This window comes from Pseudoalteromonas caenipelagi (assembly GCF_013140855.1).
In the GTDB taxonomy this organism is placed as follows: domain Bacteria; phylum Pseudomonadota; class Gammaproteobacteria; order Enterobacterales; family Alteromonadaceae; genus Pseudoalteromonas; species Pseudoalteromonas caenipelagi.
Genome location: NZ_JABBPG010000001.1, coordinates 337,119 through 353,995 on the forward strand (window position 1 = coordinate 337,119; position 16,877 = coordinate 353,995).

A 16,877-nucleotide genomic window follows, 5' to 3' on the forward strand; every position below is an offset into this window, starting at 1 on the left:
ATTATGAAAAAACTACTAGTTGGTGCAGCAATTTTAACACTTGTAGGCTGTTCAAAAGTCACTATGGAAAACTATAACAAAGTTAAAGTTGGCATGGATAAAACAGAAATAGAAGCTATTTTAGGCTCTGCTGATAAGTGCGAAGAAAAAACTCTACACACTAACTGTACATGGGGTAACGAAGGCAAACATATTAAAGTGACTTTAGTATCAGACAAAGTAACTTTATACACAAAACAGGGTCTAGAATAAGCATTACTGCCCGAGGAGTTCTGTGCTTCTCGGCATTTTCACATACTTCTTACGACATTGACTAGATTATCTCTGGTTGATTACCAGTATTAAATACGCACAATAAAATCAATATAACGTGAATAATAAAATTGAGCGCCTAAGGCGCCCAATAATAATCAGGGTTTACCATGGCTGAATGCATGTGTCTTCGCGGTCACCCCAACCACATGTAAATGCCCAATCAGCACTTAATCTGCCTGCGCCACCGACTGCAGGTGTTAACTTATTAGAAATTTCTTTCTTTTCTGATAATTTTTTAATGTTTTTCTTTTGTAATTTTAATTTCATAATCTTTCCTTAAATTATTATATGCCATTACATCATGGCTTGATTAAATTACAACACTGCAGAGCATAACTCAACCCAATATAAGTCTTTTTATATAAGCTTACTGAAAGTTGTAAAGCTAAAATAACCACACTTATTGTTTAATTGTCGGTAAATCTGCCCCTTGCCAGCCTTTCATATCCCCCTGAAGGTGTATCAATTTAAAGCCTTGTTCAGTAAGTTTGTCGATGAATAACCCAGCTCTACGGCCAGAACGGCAATAGACAACCAGATCTTTACTTTTTAGCTTACTCAAGATTTCACTGTGCTCATCAATAGTATTATGGGGAATGTTAATGGCACCTTTTAGATGGCCACTATTGTATTCATCTACACTTCTTACATCGATAATCGTATAAGCATTATGAGACATCTGGTTTATTAACAGCTCGTTTGCCGTAATTGATTGCTGCGCAAAGGCACCTACAGATAAAAAAATCAAAGCAAATGTTAAATATCTAAGCCACATTTTGGCCTCCTATAAAATCTCAATATGTGAATACCAGCAAAGCTGGTTTAGTCTTTACAACGCCCTTGCTTTTTCAATCCCGGTGGGCATTTTTTGGCGGAACTTGGGTTATCTGACTCAGCGCTTTCTTTTGTACTGACTTGCACTTCTACATCTTGCACTTCGCCTTCTACACGAGTGAGCTTGCAACTACTCAAGAGAAAAACCAATCCTATTACTACAATAACAGTCTTCATTTGCTTTACCTTTTTTAATGTCCAAGGGCACTGTCTGATACTAGCAGACAACAACTTTTTCGCCCGATATTATGTGGGCAGAGCTGAACCGGCAATTAAATATGCACATGTAAGGATGTTTCCGATAAGTAGTTAATGCGCAATCATTTTATTGGGCAAATTCATTTATTCGAAGCTAAAGCTAGTTAGATGAGTAGTATTTTAAAAGCCAACAGTATTAGCACAACACCACCAACGCATTCCGCTTTATTTTCTAACCAAGTGCCGCTTTTATGACCAATGAATACACCTAACCAACTAAACCCAAACGTTACAATTGCGATTAGCGCGCAAGCGACAAACGGGTTTTGATTAGATAATGTTAAAGAAAAGCCCGCAGCCATTGCATCTATGCTTGTTGCAATAGCGAGCATAAACATCACTCTATTGGTAATGTGTTTGAAATCATCCTCGATTCTTTCAGATATCGATTCATAAATCATCTTAACGCCTATCAGCAGCAACAATAAAAATGCTACCCAGTGTGCATATCCATCAATAACACTGAGTGCCCCTTTACCGCCTAAATAGCCGATAAGCGGCATCAGACCTTGAAAAACGCCAAAATAGATGGCGGCTTTTATAGCTAAACTTGCAATATGCTGCTTTTCTTTCGAGCCAAGCCCGATAGCAACAGCGAACGCATCCATACTCAGTGCGATAGCCAGTACTAATACTTCTAGCATCAACTTAACTCTCTGTTATGTTAATAACGACTCGTCGTCAACGACGCCGCGATCATAACAGTATTTAAATAGTCTCGTTAACGCAAAAGGTTAGACTGACAAAGAAAATAGTTTAATCACGCCATTTATTAGTTATTCAGAAAAGCTGTAGCGCCTTTTTATCTCAACAACCTCTACGGTATATGACGCATACCATTTATCCCTACCCATCTGTTGGGCAACGTTATGCTGGCTATCCCGATGCCATCTTTGAATGTCCTCTTGCGAGTTCCAATAAGAAATTGCTATTTCTTGCTCCCCTTCAGTTACCGCAATGAAATCTTGGCAGTTGTACTTAGAAAATGCCAAATCACGCATCAGCCCCACTGTTTTTGAGTACTCTGCATCTTGCACGCCAGTCTTAGCCTTAAAGATTACTGCAAACATCTACTTTCCCCTATAAATAGTTTCAATTAAGGTCTCTCGTTTATTTCCCATAGTGTACCTTGCTTTAGAGCAAGTCTTTCTAACTAACGGTTTGGAAATTACTTATCAGATTAAAACGTAAAATACTGTTGCAATGAGAAAATACTAACATTTCTATAGGGAAGCCAGCCTGAAGTGAGGCATACAGCAAATACTGTGAATACAACTGAACAAAAGGTGTGATGTTCTTAAAATGCCCATTAAATAGGTTTAACGCTACATTGGCTCGGTTTAGTGCACTCAGTGCCATAATATAATAGTGTGGAGCGTTACCTTGATGCCATGTCAGCGCAGCATGCACGCACAGCTTGAATGCTTTTTAACACATGACGATTGTTACTGATTAACGCGAACTTATCTGCCGCTTCCTATGTTTGCCTAAATTTAACAACAATAGAATATGTGTCAGCTTATGCGCTTGATATAAAGCAGTGTAGTTATGATGATTTTTTACACTAATTAAGATAGAACGATGTGATTTGATTACATTAAACTCAGTAGACGCAACTTAGCGCTTCTAAAACAATTCCTCTAATGCTGTAAGTACGAGTTCATAGCATTACACTAACTTAACTACAGTAGTTTCGTAGTATTCTGTTTTATCACTTACACTTATCTGATTCTGTTCAATAACAATATCCCAATGCAAACTTCGACTTAATGCCTCACTGAGGGAGTCAATAAAGTCAGCTTCCAATTGGAAAATACTGATATTATCTACATAGCTTAATCGTTCACTCACAGAGTCAAACCATTGAGCGCCTTCTTTGATAAGTAATACGAGTTTTTGAGATTGCTTAGCAACGCGTACAATATCTTCTAAATCCATCTCACCCGCATACAAAGCAACTGTAATATAACCCTGTTCATCTTCCAACCAAACATCGGGTTTTTGCTTTTCAGAAAGGCTATTAAGATGTGCTTCTTGTTCATACGATAAGGCACAATATCCCAAAAGCTTTAAAACAAAATGATCTAAGGTTTCAGCTTTTTGCAATGCAGTTGTAAACACTTCTTGATGATTTGCATGGTGGAACAAGTCTGCAACATTCAATCGTGCTTTAAAAACAAACGGTTTGCTCATAATCAGTACCTAAATTTACATTCCTTCTAACTATAGGAGTTATGATCGCATAATCAAAAAAAGTTTAAGTTATAATATAACATTATTGAAAGTGCAGATTTGCAGTGTTATATTATAACAACACTAAACATTCATTCTTTATTAGAAGTCGAAAATTATGATCAAGCAGTCCCTTTTAAGCAGTGCCATTATTTCCGCTTTATTTTCCTCCTATGCATTTGCCGGCGAGATAAAAGGCAAAGTGGTTGATCACAATAATCAACCTGTAAGCGGCGCAAAACTTCATTTGCACGGTAAGTCTCAATCAATCAGTACAGATAAAAACGGCCTTTTTTCAATTCCTGTTGATGCCGATTCTCAACTTCATATATCTAAAAACAACTACCTAGATGAGCGTATTCAAATAAATGAACACAGCGGTTTTGTTAACGTTACGCTTAAACCCAGTGCTGTTGAAAGTATTGTCGTATTTGCCTCAGCATTGCACAAAAACAATGTAGAAATGGCCGCCCCTGTATCAGTATTAGGCGGTGATGAATTAAAAAACGCTGCTAAACCAACTTTAGGAGAAACCTTAAAAGGCTTACCAGGTATCAATGCAAGTTACTTTGGACCGGTTTCATCAAGCCCTATTATTAGAGGGTTAGACGGTCCTCGCGTTAAGGTTATGCAAAACGGTTTAGACAGCAGCGATGCATCGCGTGTTGGCCCTGATCACGCAAACAGCAATGACAGTTTATCGGCTCAACAAATTGAAGTTTTGCGTGGCCCAGCTACTTTACTATACGGCTCTGGTGCTATTGGCGGTGTAGTAAACGTTGTTGATAACCGCATACCAAGCGATATTTTAGAGTCAATCAGTGGCGCAGCCGATTATAGTCATGACAGCGTGTCTAACACTAATACCTATGCCGCTTTATTAGAGACTGGTAACAATGGTTTTAACTTCCATTTTGATGGTGTAAGCCGTAAAGGCGGAGACTACGACACCCCTAGTTTCACGTTGCCTGAAGAAGCACATCACGAAGATGAAAGCGCTGAAGAGCACGAAGAACACGCTGAACTTGCAAACAAAGTCGACAATACATTTATCGACTCTCAACAGTTTAATTTGGGCACCAGTTTTATTAATGAACATTTAACCATGGGCCTATCTTACGGACGTATAGATACAGACTATGGTATACCCGCTCACAGTCACGCCCATCATGAACATGATGAACACGATGAACACGATGAACACGATGAACACACAGAGGAAGGTAATGTGTTTGCAAGGGTCAAGCAAGACCGTTGGCAAGCATTATTAAACTACGCTCTACATAACCAGTGGATAGAGTCAGTTAGTGTGCGTGCAGGCTTCACTGATTATCAACACAGTGAAATTGAGGGCGAAGCTGTAGGCACAACATTTAGTAATAAGTCAAAAGAGCTGCGCACAAGCCTTGAGCATAAACTGGGTCAGTGGCACGGCATTTTTGGCTACCACTACAGTAATAGCGACTATAAAGCTCAGGGCGAGGAAGCTTTTACTCCAGCAACCAAAACCACGTCTCATGCTTTATATTTGCTTGAAGAGCGCACTTTTGGTGACTTTACACTGGAGTTAGGTGCCCGTATAGAAGACTACCAGCTGAGCAGCACAGTCACCGAACAAACACATCATCACAGTCATGATGAAGCACACGATGAGGATGAGCACGAAGAAGCCGCATCTGAAATTGCGTATCAGCTAGATATGACCAACATCAGTACCTCTATTGGCGGTGTGTATCAATTTACTGACGGCCACAACGTCGCATTAAACCTCTCTCGTTCAGAGCGCGCTCCACTCACTGCTGAATTACTATCCAATGGCACACACATTGCCACTGGTACTTATGAGCTTGGCTTAGGGTATCACCTTGAAGACGGCGAAGTGCATTTTGAACCAAACGATATAAAACAAGAAACAGCAACGAATATAGATTTAAGCCTTCGTCGCTTTATCGGCGATTTTGGCTACACAATCAACGTATTTTATAATGATATCGACAATTATTATTATCAAAAAAATACCGGGTTGATGTTTAGTGATGCGCACGGCATTGAGGTAGCAGATCATGATCACGAAGATGCAATGCCCGTATTCCAGTTTGCAAGTCAAGATGCGCGACTATATGGTCTTGAGTTGGATGCTCACTACAGCATTAACAACAAAAATCGCGTGAAGTTTTTTGCGGATACACTCACTGCAGAGCTAAAAAACAACGCGTCACTTCCGCGTATTCCTAGCAACAAACTTGGCATAAAGTATGAGTATTCACACAACGGTTTTACCAGCAACTTAACCGTTACTCGCTACAACAAGCAAAGTAATATCACTAGCTTCGAAACCACAACTGCCGGCTATACCCTAGTAGACGCAAGCATGCAGTATGACTTTGCACAAAGTGATATCGATTTTGTTGCTTACCTTAACCTTGATAACCTGACAGATGAGCTTGGCTTTGTTCACAGCTCATTTATTAAAGAGCAAGCGCCACTGCCGGGTCGTAACATCAAGTTAGGTATTCGCGCTTATTTCTAACGCTCCAATGCAATGTTAGGAAACCTGTTGTTTTTCTTAGCATTGCATTTTCCCCGTCTGTAATTCTTTGTAATAGCTATTGTAACAATTAATAACTATTATTTTACATTTATCGTTACGAGGAATACCAATGAGCAAGTTACGTCTCGCGGCTGCATTGAGCGCTGTCGGTCTTATGACCGTTGTCGGCTGTAGTACAAATCAACATAATGCCCAACCAGATCCCATTTCTATAACACCAGAACAAGGCGAAGTACCTAAAAGAACCTGGTTAGATCAAGGTTGGAGCCAACAAATCAGTGAAAATTTTTGGTTTACCAATCAAGGCTCACAAATTATTCCTTACAACTGGTTTGTATGGCTTGAACAAGCCGATAACACCCAGCTGTTTCGCCATACTGAGCATATGGAGTCACTACGTTACTTGCCAGTTAAAGCAAGCGCAAGGAACCCCGGGGGCCTCCCAATAGGGTTTGCTTTGCACAGCAACCAAACTACTGGTGAAAACTGGGTTGGGATGACGTGCGCGGCTTGCCATACTAATCAGTTAGATTACAAAGGGACAAAAATTCTCATTGATGGTGCCCCTACTTTGGCCAACTTTGTATTGTTTTTTGACCGCCTAGTAGCTGCACTTAATAAAACGCTAAACGATGATGAAAAGTTTGAACGGTTTGCACGAAACGTACTAGGTTCAAGCTACGACACCACTAGTAAAAATAAACTAAAGGAGCGTTTGCAGAGCGTTGCACTGCAAACTGCACAACGACAAGTTGTAAACTCATTGCCTGAAGACTATCCACAAGACTTTACAAGCTACGCTCGACTCGATGCATTTGGCAATATACAAAACGCAGGCACAGCATTTGCGCTCAATGATTTGAGCAATAAAAATACACCTACGGGCCCAGTGTCATACCCATTCCTTTGGGGTACCCACCAATCGGATGTGGTGCAATGGAACGCTTCTGCACCAAACACTCCAATTGTGGGGCCATTGGTTCGAAATATTGGCGAAGTTGTTGGCGTGTTTGGTGAATTAGAGATTAAAGAGGCTCCATTTTGGCAACGTCTGTGGGGTAAACACTTTAGATATAGTTCGACCGTCGATATGATTGGCCTAGGTAACCTAGAATCATGGGTGAAAACACTTAAGTCGCCGCAATGGCCACTTCAATACTTCCCAGCCATTGATACACAAAAAGCGGCTCAAGGTGAGCTTATCTATCAGCAGCAGTGCGCAAGCTGCCACCAAGTGATACCGCGCGACAAGGAGCATCTAGATTATGTAGCGAACCAAACGCTTATCAGCGAACTTGGCACCGATCCTGTGACTGCCTACAACGCTTCATGCCACATGGCAAAAACACTGATATTAGAGGGCACAAAAGAGCGCATTGTAATTGGTTCAACGTTTCAAGAGGTTGATAATGCGATTGATATCCCTGTAAATGGCGTTGTAGGGCTGGTGTTGAAAGACCTACCACTTGCGCTTAAAGCCGGCAATATCCCTGAGCGAACTGATGCTGACGGGAGTAAGATAAGCGTTGTCAAAGAGCTTGAAAATTTAATAGTACAACACCTTAAAAAACGTGGCGAAAAAGCAGATGAAGCCGAAACAGATTGTGCTGACGGCACACTAGATGGTGGCGTTTATAAAGGCAGACCACTGAACGGTATTTGGGCAACCGCCCCCTATTTACACAATGGCTCAGTACCAAACCTGTATGAATTAATGAAAAAGCCTGAGCAGCGTGTTACTGAGTTTTGGGTAGGTAGTCGTGAATTTGACCCTGTCAATGTTGGCTACGTCACACATGAAGGATTAAACAAATTCAAAGTAAACAATAACAGTGGTCAGATCATGCCTGGCAATTCAAATCGAGGCCATAGCTATGGCACTGACCTTAACGAAGAACAAAAATGGCAAGTGATTGAATATATGAAAACGCTCTAACATATTATCCCAATAAAGGGGCCTACAGTTAGGCCCCTTACTAGGCAATAGCAGCGCAATAGAAATCACTTTACTTTAAAAACACCCAAAGCCACACAAAGTGCACCACCCACCATGCCAACCCACGCTTCTATTGGAGTCTCTCCGCTCAACGCCCTACCCAATTGAGACTCTGCGGAGTCATAAATATTGTACCCCCACGCCACTAAAGCAACACCCACAATAATTAGTACGATCCCCAACAATTTACCATTCATAATCAAACCTACTTAGTGTTTTTAATTAGTTAATTATTTATTAAAGAAGATTTTGATAAAAACGCAATTTTCGCCAAGTCAGATTTCCCTCGTAAAGCATATGATTTTATGAACTTTTTACGATACCACTGCCATTTTAGTCGCTTCCACCCCAATTTTCATGTTGTAAATTAGTTAAAAAACACACCAATGAATATTGTATACATTATTCATTGGTGCTATACATTACAGAATAATCTGGCCGGATTAAACATAAAACAACAATAACCGGAGGAACAAAAAATGAAATATCCAATCGTGATCAGTGCTTTGCTAGCGGTTTCAACAACCAGTGTGTTAGCCAAAGGCAAGCCAACACCAGATAATATCTTACCTTTACGCCATACCTGTAGTGATACGTTAAGGTTTCAAGCACAAGATATGACAAATACACAGTTTAACGATTCGTGTGCGTTAGTTGGCGATGAAGAATCTTACTTTCATCAGCGATTAGAGACCGCATGGCAGCCTGTAAGTAACGACTTAAATGATGATTTATTAATGGTGATTTTTGATGATTATCAACAGTATAACCGTTATGGCTCTCGTTTTTATGGCATTAACACCAACAATGGGGGTATGTATATCGAAGGAAACGCTACGGACCCAAATAATCAAGCTACATTTTATGCCCATGAAGCAGACTGGCTAAGGCCTGAATTTGCAATTTGGAACTTAGAGCATGAATACGTTCACTATTTGGATGGTCGTTTTAACCTAAAAGGCAACTTTTCTGACTATCCTGAAAACACCGTATGGTGGAGTGAAGGATTAGCAGAGTACATCTCGCTAAAAGACAACAATGCGGATGCCATTGCACTGATCAGTCAGTCAGGTCAAAACTTGTCTTTAGGAACTGTGTTGAACACAAATTACAGTAACAGTACAGATCAGATCTACCGTTGGGGCTATCTAGCTGCACGCTTTATGATGGAGCGCCACCTTGATGACGTACGTATACTCAGAAGCAATACGAGAGAAGCTAATTGGTCTGCATATCAGCAGCAGATCTCTTATTGGACAAACGCTTATGAAAGTGAATGGCAAAACTGGTTGGTTCAACTTAGCGCAGGCTAATAGTCACTAAGTTGCTTTTGGCCTAGTACTTTGCTGGGCCAAAATTTCGCTCTGTTAATGCTTAATAATAGAAAACTCAAGAGGTCCTCAATGTTTAGGTTACTAATGATATACCTACTCGCTATTGGTTTTAACGCCGACGCACAGCCTAAAAGCGAAGAGTTATCCAGATTATCGACCCAATTATATAGTTTAATTGATTCAACGAGCACAGCAAAACAGCTTTCGGTTTTAGCTAATGTTGAAACGCTGTACGCCCCCACACAAGGTATTCATATTGCGATGATATTAAAAATTAAAACGCTCAGTAGCGTGCCACAGCATGTTAAAAATGATGTATATCAGTCGACGAGTATGCAGGAGCTATCAAAACAGCTAAAAGCTGTTTCTCATCAAATTTTCTCTCTTGAAAAAATACACACATCATTAGTAAAAAATAATGAAGATACAGAAGGTAAAACGATCGCGGATAAACTCAGTTTCGCGAAAAAAATGAAAGTCTCCTTGGCCCAGAAATATAACAATCAGTCAAATAGGCTTATCGAACACTATATGGCTAAACAGCTAAGCTCCGAGATATACGAAAATTTCCTGGCGTTAGCATGTAACATTGAGCAGTTTAATTTAACAAACAGTCCAACAGAGTCATTTGCGTTTACATTGCGCACAGCATCAGCTCTTACTGAAGAGTTAGCAACTAACTCAGTATGGGTTTTTCCAAACGAATCTATTACCCACTGCCAACAAGAACACGCCACACAATTGCTCAGAGAAAGCACAATAGCGATGGAGATATGAACTCATTACCTAAGTGTTATATTACTTTAGTAACTAGAGTAAGGCTTGGCTACTTGCCAAAGCCTTACAGGCTAATTGTTAAAATTAGACAGGTTGCATATCAAAATATCGTTTAAGATCAAAATCTGATGGTAACTCTAATGGCACTGTTTTTTTGTGTATTAATGAATCAGATTTGCCATTGTGTACTGCGACCGGCTCAAGTACACCTTCAGATTTTAACGTATCAATAATACTTTTAAGCTCCCACAATGGCACTTTAATGATGTTAGCTATTTCTAAATTGCTCAAAAAGCCATCACAATATGCAATAAAGTTCATCATATCTCTTACATGAGTACCACTGGTCTTGGTACTTAAAGTCGGATACAGCCCCCTTTTACCCATCTGTGGTTCACAATAAACTGACGTACATAAAAGATCATCCATCTCAAGTACTTCAATAGATTTTTGCAATACTTCAAAGCCACCTTGTAAACCTGTTGGGGTAACAAGGTTTAGGTCATCAAGTGATGTATGATATTCAGGGTAAGCGCCATATTTAGTGCGCATGATAGAGCAAACTGGTAGGTCTATACCAGGGCTGCAGTACTGCCGCTCATCACTGCCTCTATCCAGAAAGCTATAACGCACAAAGTCAGGTTGCAAATTTTCAAGTACATGTAAAGCAACTTTATCTGATAACGTACTTCCTCGGCGAGAAGGTAAATATGAATAGGCAAGATCATCCCCTACGCATGATACGTTAAACCCAGCTATCACTTTTTCTTTCATATGTTGATAGTAACGACTCAGATAAGTGATAGAGCCTATCGTTTCAGGGATTATTACGATGCGATAGGTATACTTCAAGTTTTTTAACTTCGATATCCATTTTGCCAAAAAAGTTGTAACAACAGGTCCCGAAAGTTCATTGTTTGCCATAGATGGGTGACAAAGATAGCTTGAAATAAAGACTTCCTTATCCGATTCACCCGGAATGATGAGCTCACCATAAGTAAGCGACCCCATTTTTAGTTCGCTGTCTATATAAACCCGATATAGTCCTTTCGTTAACTTTTCTCTTTCTGCATGGGTTATACAAAACCCCCAACGTTCTTGATAATAAGAAGTTATATAGGGAATTGCATTAGGTTGTTCAGGAAGTGAATACAAATGTTTTTGTAACTCTTCTAAGTCGACCTCTTTATCAACAGGAATAGAATAACCAACTACATGCAGATTTGACTGCTTCAAATCACATATTTTCTCACCTTGAGGTGAAATAATATAAGCTTCTCTTATATTCCACTCCTTAGGCACTTCCCAATCAAAACATTTGGTACCGGTTGGAACTTCTACCGCTCTAATATCTGGTATGTGCTTTTTCAATATAGAAAGAGACTCTCGAAACCCATCTCCTGTAATACTGCGACATATTGGAAAGAGCTCTTGACACAGCTGATGCATTTGTTGGCCTATATTATACACCATCCACTCCCTCTACTCGGTACAGCGTATTTATAGCTTTGCCCGTATTTATTAAGTCAGAAACGAAATCATACATTTTCTGAGCTGATATAACTCTTAAACCAGTCCCTTCTTTAGGCCTATCACCTGAATACAAACCAGCTTCCCACATCAACTCTCCGGCTGGATTAACGTGCGTCACAACGCCTTTATCGAGGTCTCGTACAAACAACCCATATTCTTTTTTTGATTGTTCTGCTGAGGCATTCATGTAATCTGCACAAAACGTCTTATGGTATCTGTAGTCAACTTCTAACATTTCCTCTACATGGTGGTAAAAGGTCATACTATTTTGATCAGGCAGATCCAAGACTGCGATCTTTCCATCTAGATCTTTGAGTAATGCAAAAGGAGAGTCAGCACCGTAGCCACTATAGTTATCAATATTTTCAAACTTGCTGGCATGGTGACCTATTACCGCAAAAGAATAAATTGGATGGCCCGTTCGAATGGCGCAAGGATACATTCTAGCAGCTTCCGTAATAGCTCCCATCTGTGAAGGCGTGTTTCTAATATCAAACGGTACGCCCTTGGTAAAATCAAAGTTAAATAGCGGTAATATCAACGTACCCTTTGTACCAACAGCGTCAATAAACGACATTAAAATGTCATTAGCACTTAATTTGATCCCTATTTTTAAATATCGCTTAAATGTTCGCTTAATATTGCTGTGCAAAAGCAGTATATCACCATCTTGCACTCCTGCCTGCTTCCATTCCTGGGCAAGTGTCTTTATCATTTTATTTTCCAATATATCTGTTTATTCTTTATAGTTTGATTGGTTATAATTTCGCCTAATTATCACCAAAATTAACACTGGCGTATTGATTGTATTTCAACCAATAAAGTCAATGAAAAAAGAGCGGTTTTAACTTTATAGAACCAGTAATAGCTTAAAATTTAAAAACCAAATCATCATACAAGTTAATTAAAGTTAAAATTTAAATTAATATAAAAGTCAAAAAACACCTGTAAAATACTGAAATAGATAAAAATAAACTAACATGACTGTACCTGAAAACCAACCTTTTAGGTCGGTTTTACTTCTTTATTTTAAATACTTAGCCACAATAAATTTAAATATCAACGAGAAATAAATTTTCTTAATAATTTTTACTTTCTGTTATTACTCCAATAAAATTTATCAGCTAGTTCTTTAGCATTTAACAGCATATCCCTTGCTAAAGCTGTTAGTTTTTAAAATTACCGCCATAGCAGATCATGCCTTGAAGACATTCTCCTTAACCAAAGCTCTACGTGATTTAATACAAGTGGTAGCATGCAATGTAATTGTCAAAACACGCATTTGTTATTATTAAAAAGGCATGAGCTATGACAGGCATCGTTATTATTACCATCTTGTTGTCATTCTTAATCGGATTATACTTTTGATATATCAGTATCGTAACCGAGCGCAATAAAGAACAGTAGGCCTTTGCAGGTATTGACGTACAGTTAAAAAACACGCTGACCTTATTGCTAATGCGCTCGTTAGTTTGTGGAACATGAAAAAGCACTGATAGAAGAAGTCACACAGCTAACAGCGCAGATCACTTATGGGCAAAAGACACCGCACGGCAATTTATACTTATTGAGAATTTAGCAAAGAGCTTACTTAAATAGAAACGTACAAAATACGTAGCCCAAGTTTAAGCCGTAAATGAAACTTGGGTCATAACCTGCTATTTATCCCTTTGGTACAACGCTTCAATTGTGCTCGACTCGATAGTGTGTGCGTTGATCATATAGCCAACTAAAGCACCTGAGGATTGCTCAGTAACACTTAATTGCTCAACTGACAGTGCGTGTACAGTAAATTGATAGCGATGTACTCCATGCCCTACTGGTGGACAAGCGCCCCCAAATGCTGCAACCCCATAATCATTTTGAATTTGTAAGCTTCCTGGTGGAATCTGTTTACTCTGAGCCCCACCCGCACCAGTTGCTAGTTCCGTCACTGTGGCTGGTATATTCACTATTTGCCAGTGCCACCAACCGCTACCTGTGGGTGCATCAGGGTCATAGGCTGTTATTGCGAAACTCTGTGTTTCTTTAGGTGCCCCGGTCCATTTAAGGTTCGGAGATAAATCTGAGCCTGTGCAGCCAAATCCATTAAACTCCTGCAGCTTAGACATGTGTACACCATTGCTAATATCATCACTGGTTAATGTTAGCGAGCTTGCCATCGCAGAGTTTGACAAACCAACGACAACCGCAACTATAGAACTATAATACTGACGCATGTTAATTTTCCTTTTTCGTTATTGATATCACTATCATAGCTTGCTGATGCATTAAGTTTCGCTTTATACCGCCAAAGTTTCGCCTTAAACCGCCTTTTTAGTATTTCTTAGTTGCGTAGGAGTCAATCCAAAACGGCTTTTAAATCGTTCCGTAAAGCGTGACTGCGACTGGTATCCGCATATTTGCGAAATAACCCCAATGGTATAATCTGTGCTTTGTAATAAATGCAAACCTAGGCCAAGTTTAGCTCGGTCTTTTATAGTTTGGACGGTTGTACCTTCTGATTTTAGTTTACGACGCAGTGTTGATTCACTCATGGCCAAACTATCGCATATTTGCTGCATGCTTAAATCTTCATCTGTTGGTTCACAAAACAAACTATGCAACCTATTGCTGATTTTACTGACTGCAACTGAAGATAATGCATCTGCACATCCCAAGTGACTCAGCAAAAACAGAATTTCTTTACGCCTACTGGCAATAATTGACTCAGGAGCCCAATCGCTTGATTGGATAAACTGGCTCAGGCATGGCTCTAATGATGGTGTTAAACTGCCAATACAAAACTGCGTTTGCGCCTGTTTAGTTGAGCTAAACCCTAAAAAATCATCATGACTAAACTCTATTAGCAACGCTTGGTATTCACTCTGTGCTGGTATATTTCTCATATCTACCGATGGACTATCAGTCAAAAAAATAAAATCTCCTGCTTTACAGGCAATAACCTCTCCTTCGATGACTAATTCTTTAATGCCTTTAAGTACAACTATCAGTAACGGGTTTAGTACTGGTACATTCAGTAGTTTTTGTTCTTTTATGGACTCGTAAATAGCAAATGGGTAGTCATCGCGTTTCTTTAACGTTTGTTGAATTGCCCGTATTAAATCCACTTACAAAGCTCCTTTGTATGGCGCATCAGTTATACGATATTAAGCTTTAAAGTATCATATTAATTAGCAGTAAGTTAGATAAAATTAGAAACAGTTTAAGGCTAACTAAAAAGTGGTTGCACATAGGTTAACTAGGTCGCTAACCGCCATTAACGATAAACACCAAACATAAAAAAAGCCGCGGCCATACGGCACAACGGCTTTAACAACCAGAATTGTTATTATTCTTTTATAATGCGGCTTCTAGCTCTGGTAGCACATCGAATAAGTCAGCAACTAGGCCATAATCTGCTACTTGGAAGATTGGCGCATCAGGGTCTTTGTTTATTGCAACAATTACTTTTGAATCTTTCATACCAGCAAGGTGTTGAATTGCACCGCTGATACCAACTGCAATGTACAAATCAGGTGCCACGATTTTACCCGTTTGACCTACTTGCATATCATTTGGTACAAAGCCAGCGTCAACAGCGGCACGAGATGCGCCAATGGCTGCACCTAGTTTGTCAGCAATACCATTTAGTAACGCAAAGTTTTCACCATTTTGCATACCGCGACCACCAGAGATCACAACTGGTGCAGCGTTAAGCTCTGGACGCTCTGATTCAGTTTGCTCAATGCTAACGAATGCGCTTAGTGCATTATCAAAGTTCATTGATAATTTTTCTATCTCACATGCGCCCTGCTCGCCTTGTGCATCAAACGCACTGGCTCGTACAGTAATCACCTTTTGTGATTCATTCGATTTCACAGTCGCAATGGCATTACCTGCATAAATCGGGCGCTTGAACGTATCAGCGTCAACGACCGCGATAATCTCAGAAATCTGCGATTTATCAAGAAGCGCGCTTACACGTGGCAAAGTATTTTTACCCGTTGTTGAAGCACTTGCTAAAATATGGCTATAACCCGAAGCTAACTCAACGATTAAGTCAGCGGTATTCTCTGCAAGTTGGTGCTCAAAACCTGCGCTATCAGCAACACGTACTTTATTAACGCCCGCAATCAATGCTGCGCTGTTTGCAACATCAGCCACATTGTGACCGGCAACCAATACTTCTACATCACCGCCAATGGCAACAGCAGCATTGACAACTTTTGCGGTCTCTGGCTTTAGTTGACCATGTTCATGCTCTGCAATAACTAATACGCTCATGAGATCACCTTTGCTTCAGTTTTTAATTTGGTTACTAGCTCTTCAACACTCTCAACAATAACACCTGCTTCACGCTTCGCTGGCTCTTCAACTTTAACCAGCTCAATACGAGGTGCAAGATCGACACCTAAGCTATCAGCAGTAATCACATCTAGTGGTTTACGTTTTGCTTTCATGATGTTTGGCAGTGATGCGTAACGAGGCTCGTTCAAGCGTAAGTCAGTTGTGACAATGGCAGGCAGCGTTAAAGAGACTGTTTGTAAACCGCCATCTACTTCACGTGTTACTTGCGCTTTACCACTTTCAATCACTACTTTTGAGGCAAATGTACCTTGGCTACGGTTTGTAAGTGCAGCCAGCATTTGACCCGTTTGATTGTTATCGGAATCTATTGACTGTTTGCCCAGAATAACCAGCTCAGGCTGCTCTTGCTCAACTAATTTGGCAAGCAATTTAGCAACATGTAAAGACTCAAGTTTTGCGTCAGTTTCAATATGAATAGCTTTATCGGCACCTAGTGCTAAAGCGGTACGAAGCTGCTCTTGGCAAGCTTTGTCACCAATAGATACGGCGATCACTTCACTAGCTGTGCCCGCTTCTTTTAAGCGTATAGCTTCTTCAACTGCAATCTCACAAAATGGGTTCATTGCCATTTTAACGTTCGTTAAATCAACATCACTGTTGTCTGGCTTAACTCTTGCCTTGACGTTGTAGTCAATCACACGTTTGATTGGCACAAGTACTTTCATGGTTACTCCATCATCTGGTTATTCTTAAAGCT

General features: G+C 39.9%; 18 protein-coding genes. 5 read left to right on the top strand and 13 right to left on the bottom strand.

What is annotated here, in order from left to right; all coding sequences use genetic code 11:
• Positions 1-3: 3 nt before the first annotated feature.
• Entirely contained in the window at positions 4-252 is a 249-nt protein-coding gene (locus HG263_RS01405) for a DUF3862 domain-containing protein (protein WP_171624300.1), read from the top strand.
• Between the two features lie 165 nt (positions 253-417).
• On the opposite strand, the gene HG263_RS01410 is transcribed toward HG263_RS01405, so the two are convergent.
• The 6 genes from HG263_RS01410 to HG263_RS01435 all read right to left on the bottom strand — a co-directional run bounded on the left by HG263_RS01410 (position 418) and on the right by HG263_RS01435 (position 3,600).
• Positions 418-582 (bottom strand): hypothetical protein, encoded by a 165-nt coding sequence (locus HG263_RS01410; protein WP_171624301.1) that lies wholly within the window; start codon positions 580-582, stop codon positions 418-420.
• A gap of 133 nt (positions 583-715) precedes the next feature.
• Positions 716-1,090, bottom strand: a complete 375-nt coding sequence (locus tag HG263_RS01415; RefSeq protein WP_171624302.1) for a rhodanese-like domain-containing protein — start codon at positions 1,088-1,090, stop codon at positions 716-718.
• Positions 1,091-1,137: 47 nt separating this feature from the next.
• The gene (locus HG263_RS01420) at positions 1,138-1,326 is read right to left on the bottom strand and encodes a hypothetical protein (RefSeq protein WP_171624303.1); all 189 of its coding nucleotides are present in this window, start codon (positions 1,324-1,326) and stop codon (positions 1,138-1,140) included.
• Positions 1,327-1,511: 185 nt separating this feature from the next.
• Positions 1,512-2,051, bottom strand: a complete 540-nt coding sequence (locus HG263_RS01425; protein ID WP_171624304.1) for a manganese efflux pump MntP — start codon at positions 2,049-2,051, stop codon at positions 1,512-1,514.
• Positions 2,052-2,183: 132 nt separating this feature from the next.
• A complete protein-coding gene (locus tag HG263_RS01430) occupies positions 2,184-2,477 on the bottom strand; it encodes an antibiotic biosynthesis monooxygenase family protein (RefSeq protein ID WP_171624305.1) in 294 nt (97 codons plus the stop codon).
• Between the two features lie 598 nt (positions 2,478-3,075).
• Positions 3,076-3,600, bottom strand: coding sequence for a YaeQ family protein (locus HG263_RS01435; protein WP_171624306.1), 525 nt, complete (start codon positions 3,598-3,600; stop codon positions 3,076-3,078).
• A gap of 157 nt (positions 3,601-3,757) precedes the next feature.
• Between HG263_RS01435 and HG263_RS01440 the strand changes: the two genes are divergently transcribed.
• Positions 3,758-6,169 (top strand): TonB-dependent receptor, encoded by a 2,412-nt coding sequence (locus tag HG263_RS01440; protein WP_171624307.1) that lies wholly within the window; start codon positions 3,758-3,760, stop codon positions 6,167-6,169.
• 130 nt (positions 6,170-6,299) lie between these two features.
• Positions 6,300-8,126, top strand: coding sequence for a di-heme-cytochrome C peroxidase (locus tag HG263_RS01445; RefSeq protein WP_171624308.1), 1,827 nt, complete (start codon positions 6,300-6,302; stop codon positions 8,124-8,126).
• A 65-nt stretch (positions 8,127-8,191) separates the two neighbouring features.
• Here the strand turns inward: HG263_RS01445 and HG263_RS01450 are convergent, their stop codons facing one another.
• Positions 8,192-8,383, bottom strand: coding sequence for a DUF3185 family protein (locus HG263_RS01450; RefSeq protein ID WP_171624309.1), 192 nt, complete (start codon positions 8,381-8,383; stop codon positions 8,192-8,194).
• 282 nt (positions 8,384-8,665) lie between these two features.
• Here HG263_RS01450 and HG263_RS01455 point away from each other — a divergent pair, with 282 nt between their 5' ends.
• Together HG263_RS01455 and HG263_RS01460 are read left to right on the top strand one after the other, a co-directional pair.
• Positions 8,666-9,499, top strand: a complete 834-nt coding sequence (locus HG263_RS01455; protein ID WP_171624310.1) for a collagenase — start codon at positions 8,666-8,668, stop codon at positions 9,497-9,499.
• A 90-nt stretch (positions 9,500-9,589) separates the two neighbouring features.
• A complete protein-coding gene (locus HG263_RS01460; RefSeq protein ID WP_171624311.1) occupies positions 9,590-10,297 on the top strand; it encodes a hypothetical protein in 708 nt (235 codons plus the stop codon).
• 84 nt (positions 10,298-10,381) lie between these two features.
• Here HG263_RS01460 and HG263_RS01465 read toward each other — a convergent pair whose 3' ends face one another.
• The 6 genes from HG263_RS01465 to HG263_RS01490 all read right to left on the bottom strand — a co-directional run bounded on the left by HG263_RS01465 (position 10,382) and on the right by HG263_RS01490 (position 16,845).
• Positions 10,382-11,770, bottom strand: a complete 1,389-nt coding sequence (locus HG263_RS01465; protein WP_171624312.1) for a DUF4910 domain-containing protein — start codon at positions 11,768-11,770, stop codon at positions 10,382-10,384.
• Complete coding sequence (locus HG263_RS01470) at positions 11,760-12,545, bottom strand: AAC(3) family N-acetyltransferase (RefSeq protein WP_171624313.1); 786 nt, start codon at positions 12,543-12,545, stop codon at positions 11,760-11,762. The genes HG263_RS01465 and HG263_RS01470 overlap by 11 nt, the downstream gene beginning before the upstream one ends.
• Before the next feature lie 943 nt (positions 12,546-13,488).
• Positions 13,489-14,049 carry a YbhB/YbcL family Raf kinase inhibitor-like protein gene (locus tag HG263_RS01475; RefSeq protein ID WP_171624314.1) on the bottom strand — a complete coding sequence of 187 codons (561 nt, stop codon included), beginning with the start codon at positions 14,047-14,049 and terminating at the stop codon, positions 13,489-13,491.
• Positions 14,050-14,133: 84 nt separating this feature from the next.
• Positions 14,134-14,940: an AraC family transcriptional regulator gene (locus HG263_RS22635; RefSeq protein WP_171624315.1), complete on the bottom strand. Its 807-nt coding sequence runs from the start codon at positions 14,938-14,940 to the stop codon at positions 14,134-14,136.
• A 229-nt stretch (positions 14,941-15,169) separates the two neighbouring features.
• On the bottom strand, positions 15,170-16,096 hold the full coding sequence (locus HG263_RS01485) for an electron transfer flavoprotein subunit alpha/FixB family protein (protein WP_171624316.1): 927 nt from the start codon (positions 16,094-16,096) through the stop codon (positions 15,170-15,172).
• Entirely contained in the window at positions 16,093-16,845 is a 753-nt protein-coding gene (locus HG263_RS01490; protein WP_171624317.1) for an electron transfer flavoprotein subunit beta/FixA family protein, read from the bottom strand. The genes HG263_RS01485 and HG263_RS01490 overlap by 4 nt, the downstream gene beginning before the upstream one ends.
• Between the last annotated feature and the right edge of the window lie 32 nt (positions 16,846-16,877).

Coding starts and splice junctions, on each gene's coding strand:
- HG263_RS01425 (WP_171624304.1), bottom strand. CDS start 2,051: ATGCTAGAAGTATTAGTACTGGCTATCGCACTGAGTATGGATGCGTTC.
- HG263_RS01465 (WP_171624312.1), bottom strand. CDS start 11,770: ATGGTGTATAATATAGGCCAACAAATGCATCAGCTGTGTCAAGAGCTC.
- HG263_RS01470 (WP_171624313.1), bottom strand. CDS start 12,545: ATGATAAAGACACTTGCCCAGGAATGGAAGCAGGCAGGAGTGCAAGAT.
- HG263_RS01455 (WP_171624310.1), top strand. CDS start 8,666: ATGAAATATCCAATCGTGATCAGTGCTTTGCTAGCGGTTTCAACAACC.
- HG263_RS01475 (WP_171624314.1), bottom strand. CDS start 14,049: ATGCGTCAGTATTATAGTTCTATAGTTGCGGTTGTCGTTGGTTTGTCA.
- HG263_RS01445 (WP_171624308.1), top strand. CDS start 6,300: ATGAGCAAGTTACGTCTCGCGGCTGCATTGAGCGCTGTCGGTCTTATG.
- HG263_RS01460 (WP_171624311.1), top strand. CDS start 9,590: ATGTTTAGGTTACTAATGATATACCTACTCGCTATTGGTTTTAACGCC.
- HG263_RS01435 (WP_171624306.1), bottom strand. CDS start 3,600: ATGAGCAAACCGTTTGTTTTTAAAGCACGATTGAATGTTGCAGACTTG.
- HG263_RS01485 (WP_171624316.1), bottom strand. CDS start 16,096: ATGAGCGTATTAGTTATTGCAGAGCATGAACATGGTCAACTAAAGCCA.
- HG263_RS01450 (WP_171624309.1), bottom strand. CDS start 8,383: ATGAATGGTAAATTGTTGGGGATCGTACTAATTATTGTGGGTGTTGCT.
- HG263_RS01415 (WP_171624302.1), bottom strand. CDS start 1,090: ATGTGGCTTAGATATTTAACATTTGCTTTGATTTTTTTATCTGTAGGT.
- HG263_RS01405 (WP_171624300.1), top strand. CDS start 4: ATGAAAAAACTACTAGTTGGTGCAGCAATTTTAACACTTGTAGGCTGT.
- HG263_RS01430 (WP_171624305.1), bottom strand. CDS start 2,477: ATGTTTGCAGTAATCTTTAAGGCTAAGACTGGCGTGCAAGATGCAGAG.
- HG263_RS01490 (WP_171624317.1), bottom strand. CDS start 16,845: ATGAAAGTACTTGTGCCAATCAAACGTGTGATTGACTACAACGTCAAG.
- HG263_RS01410 (WP_171624301.1), bottom strand. CDS start 582: ATGAAATTAAAATTACAAAAGAAAAACATTAAAAAATTATCAGAAAAG.
- HG263_RS01440 (WP_171624307.1), top strand. CDS start 3,758: ATGATCAAGCAGTCCCTTTTAAGCAGTGCCATTATTTCCGCTTTATTT.
- HG263_RS01420 (WP_171624303.1), bottom strand. CDS start 1,326: ATGAAGACTGTTATTGTAGTAATAGGATTGGTTTTTCTCTTGAGTAGT.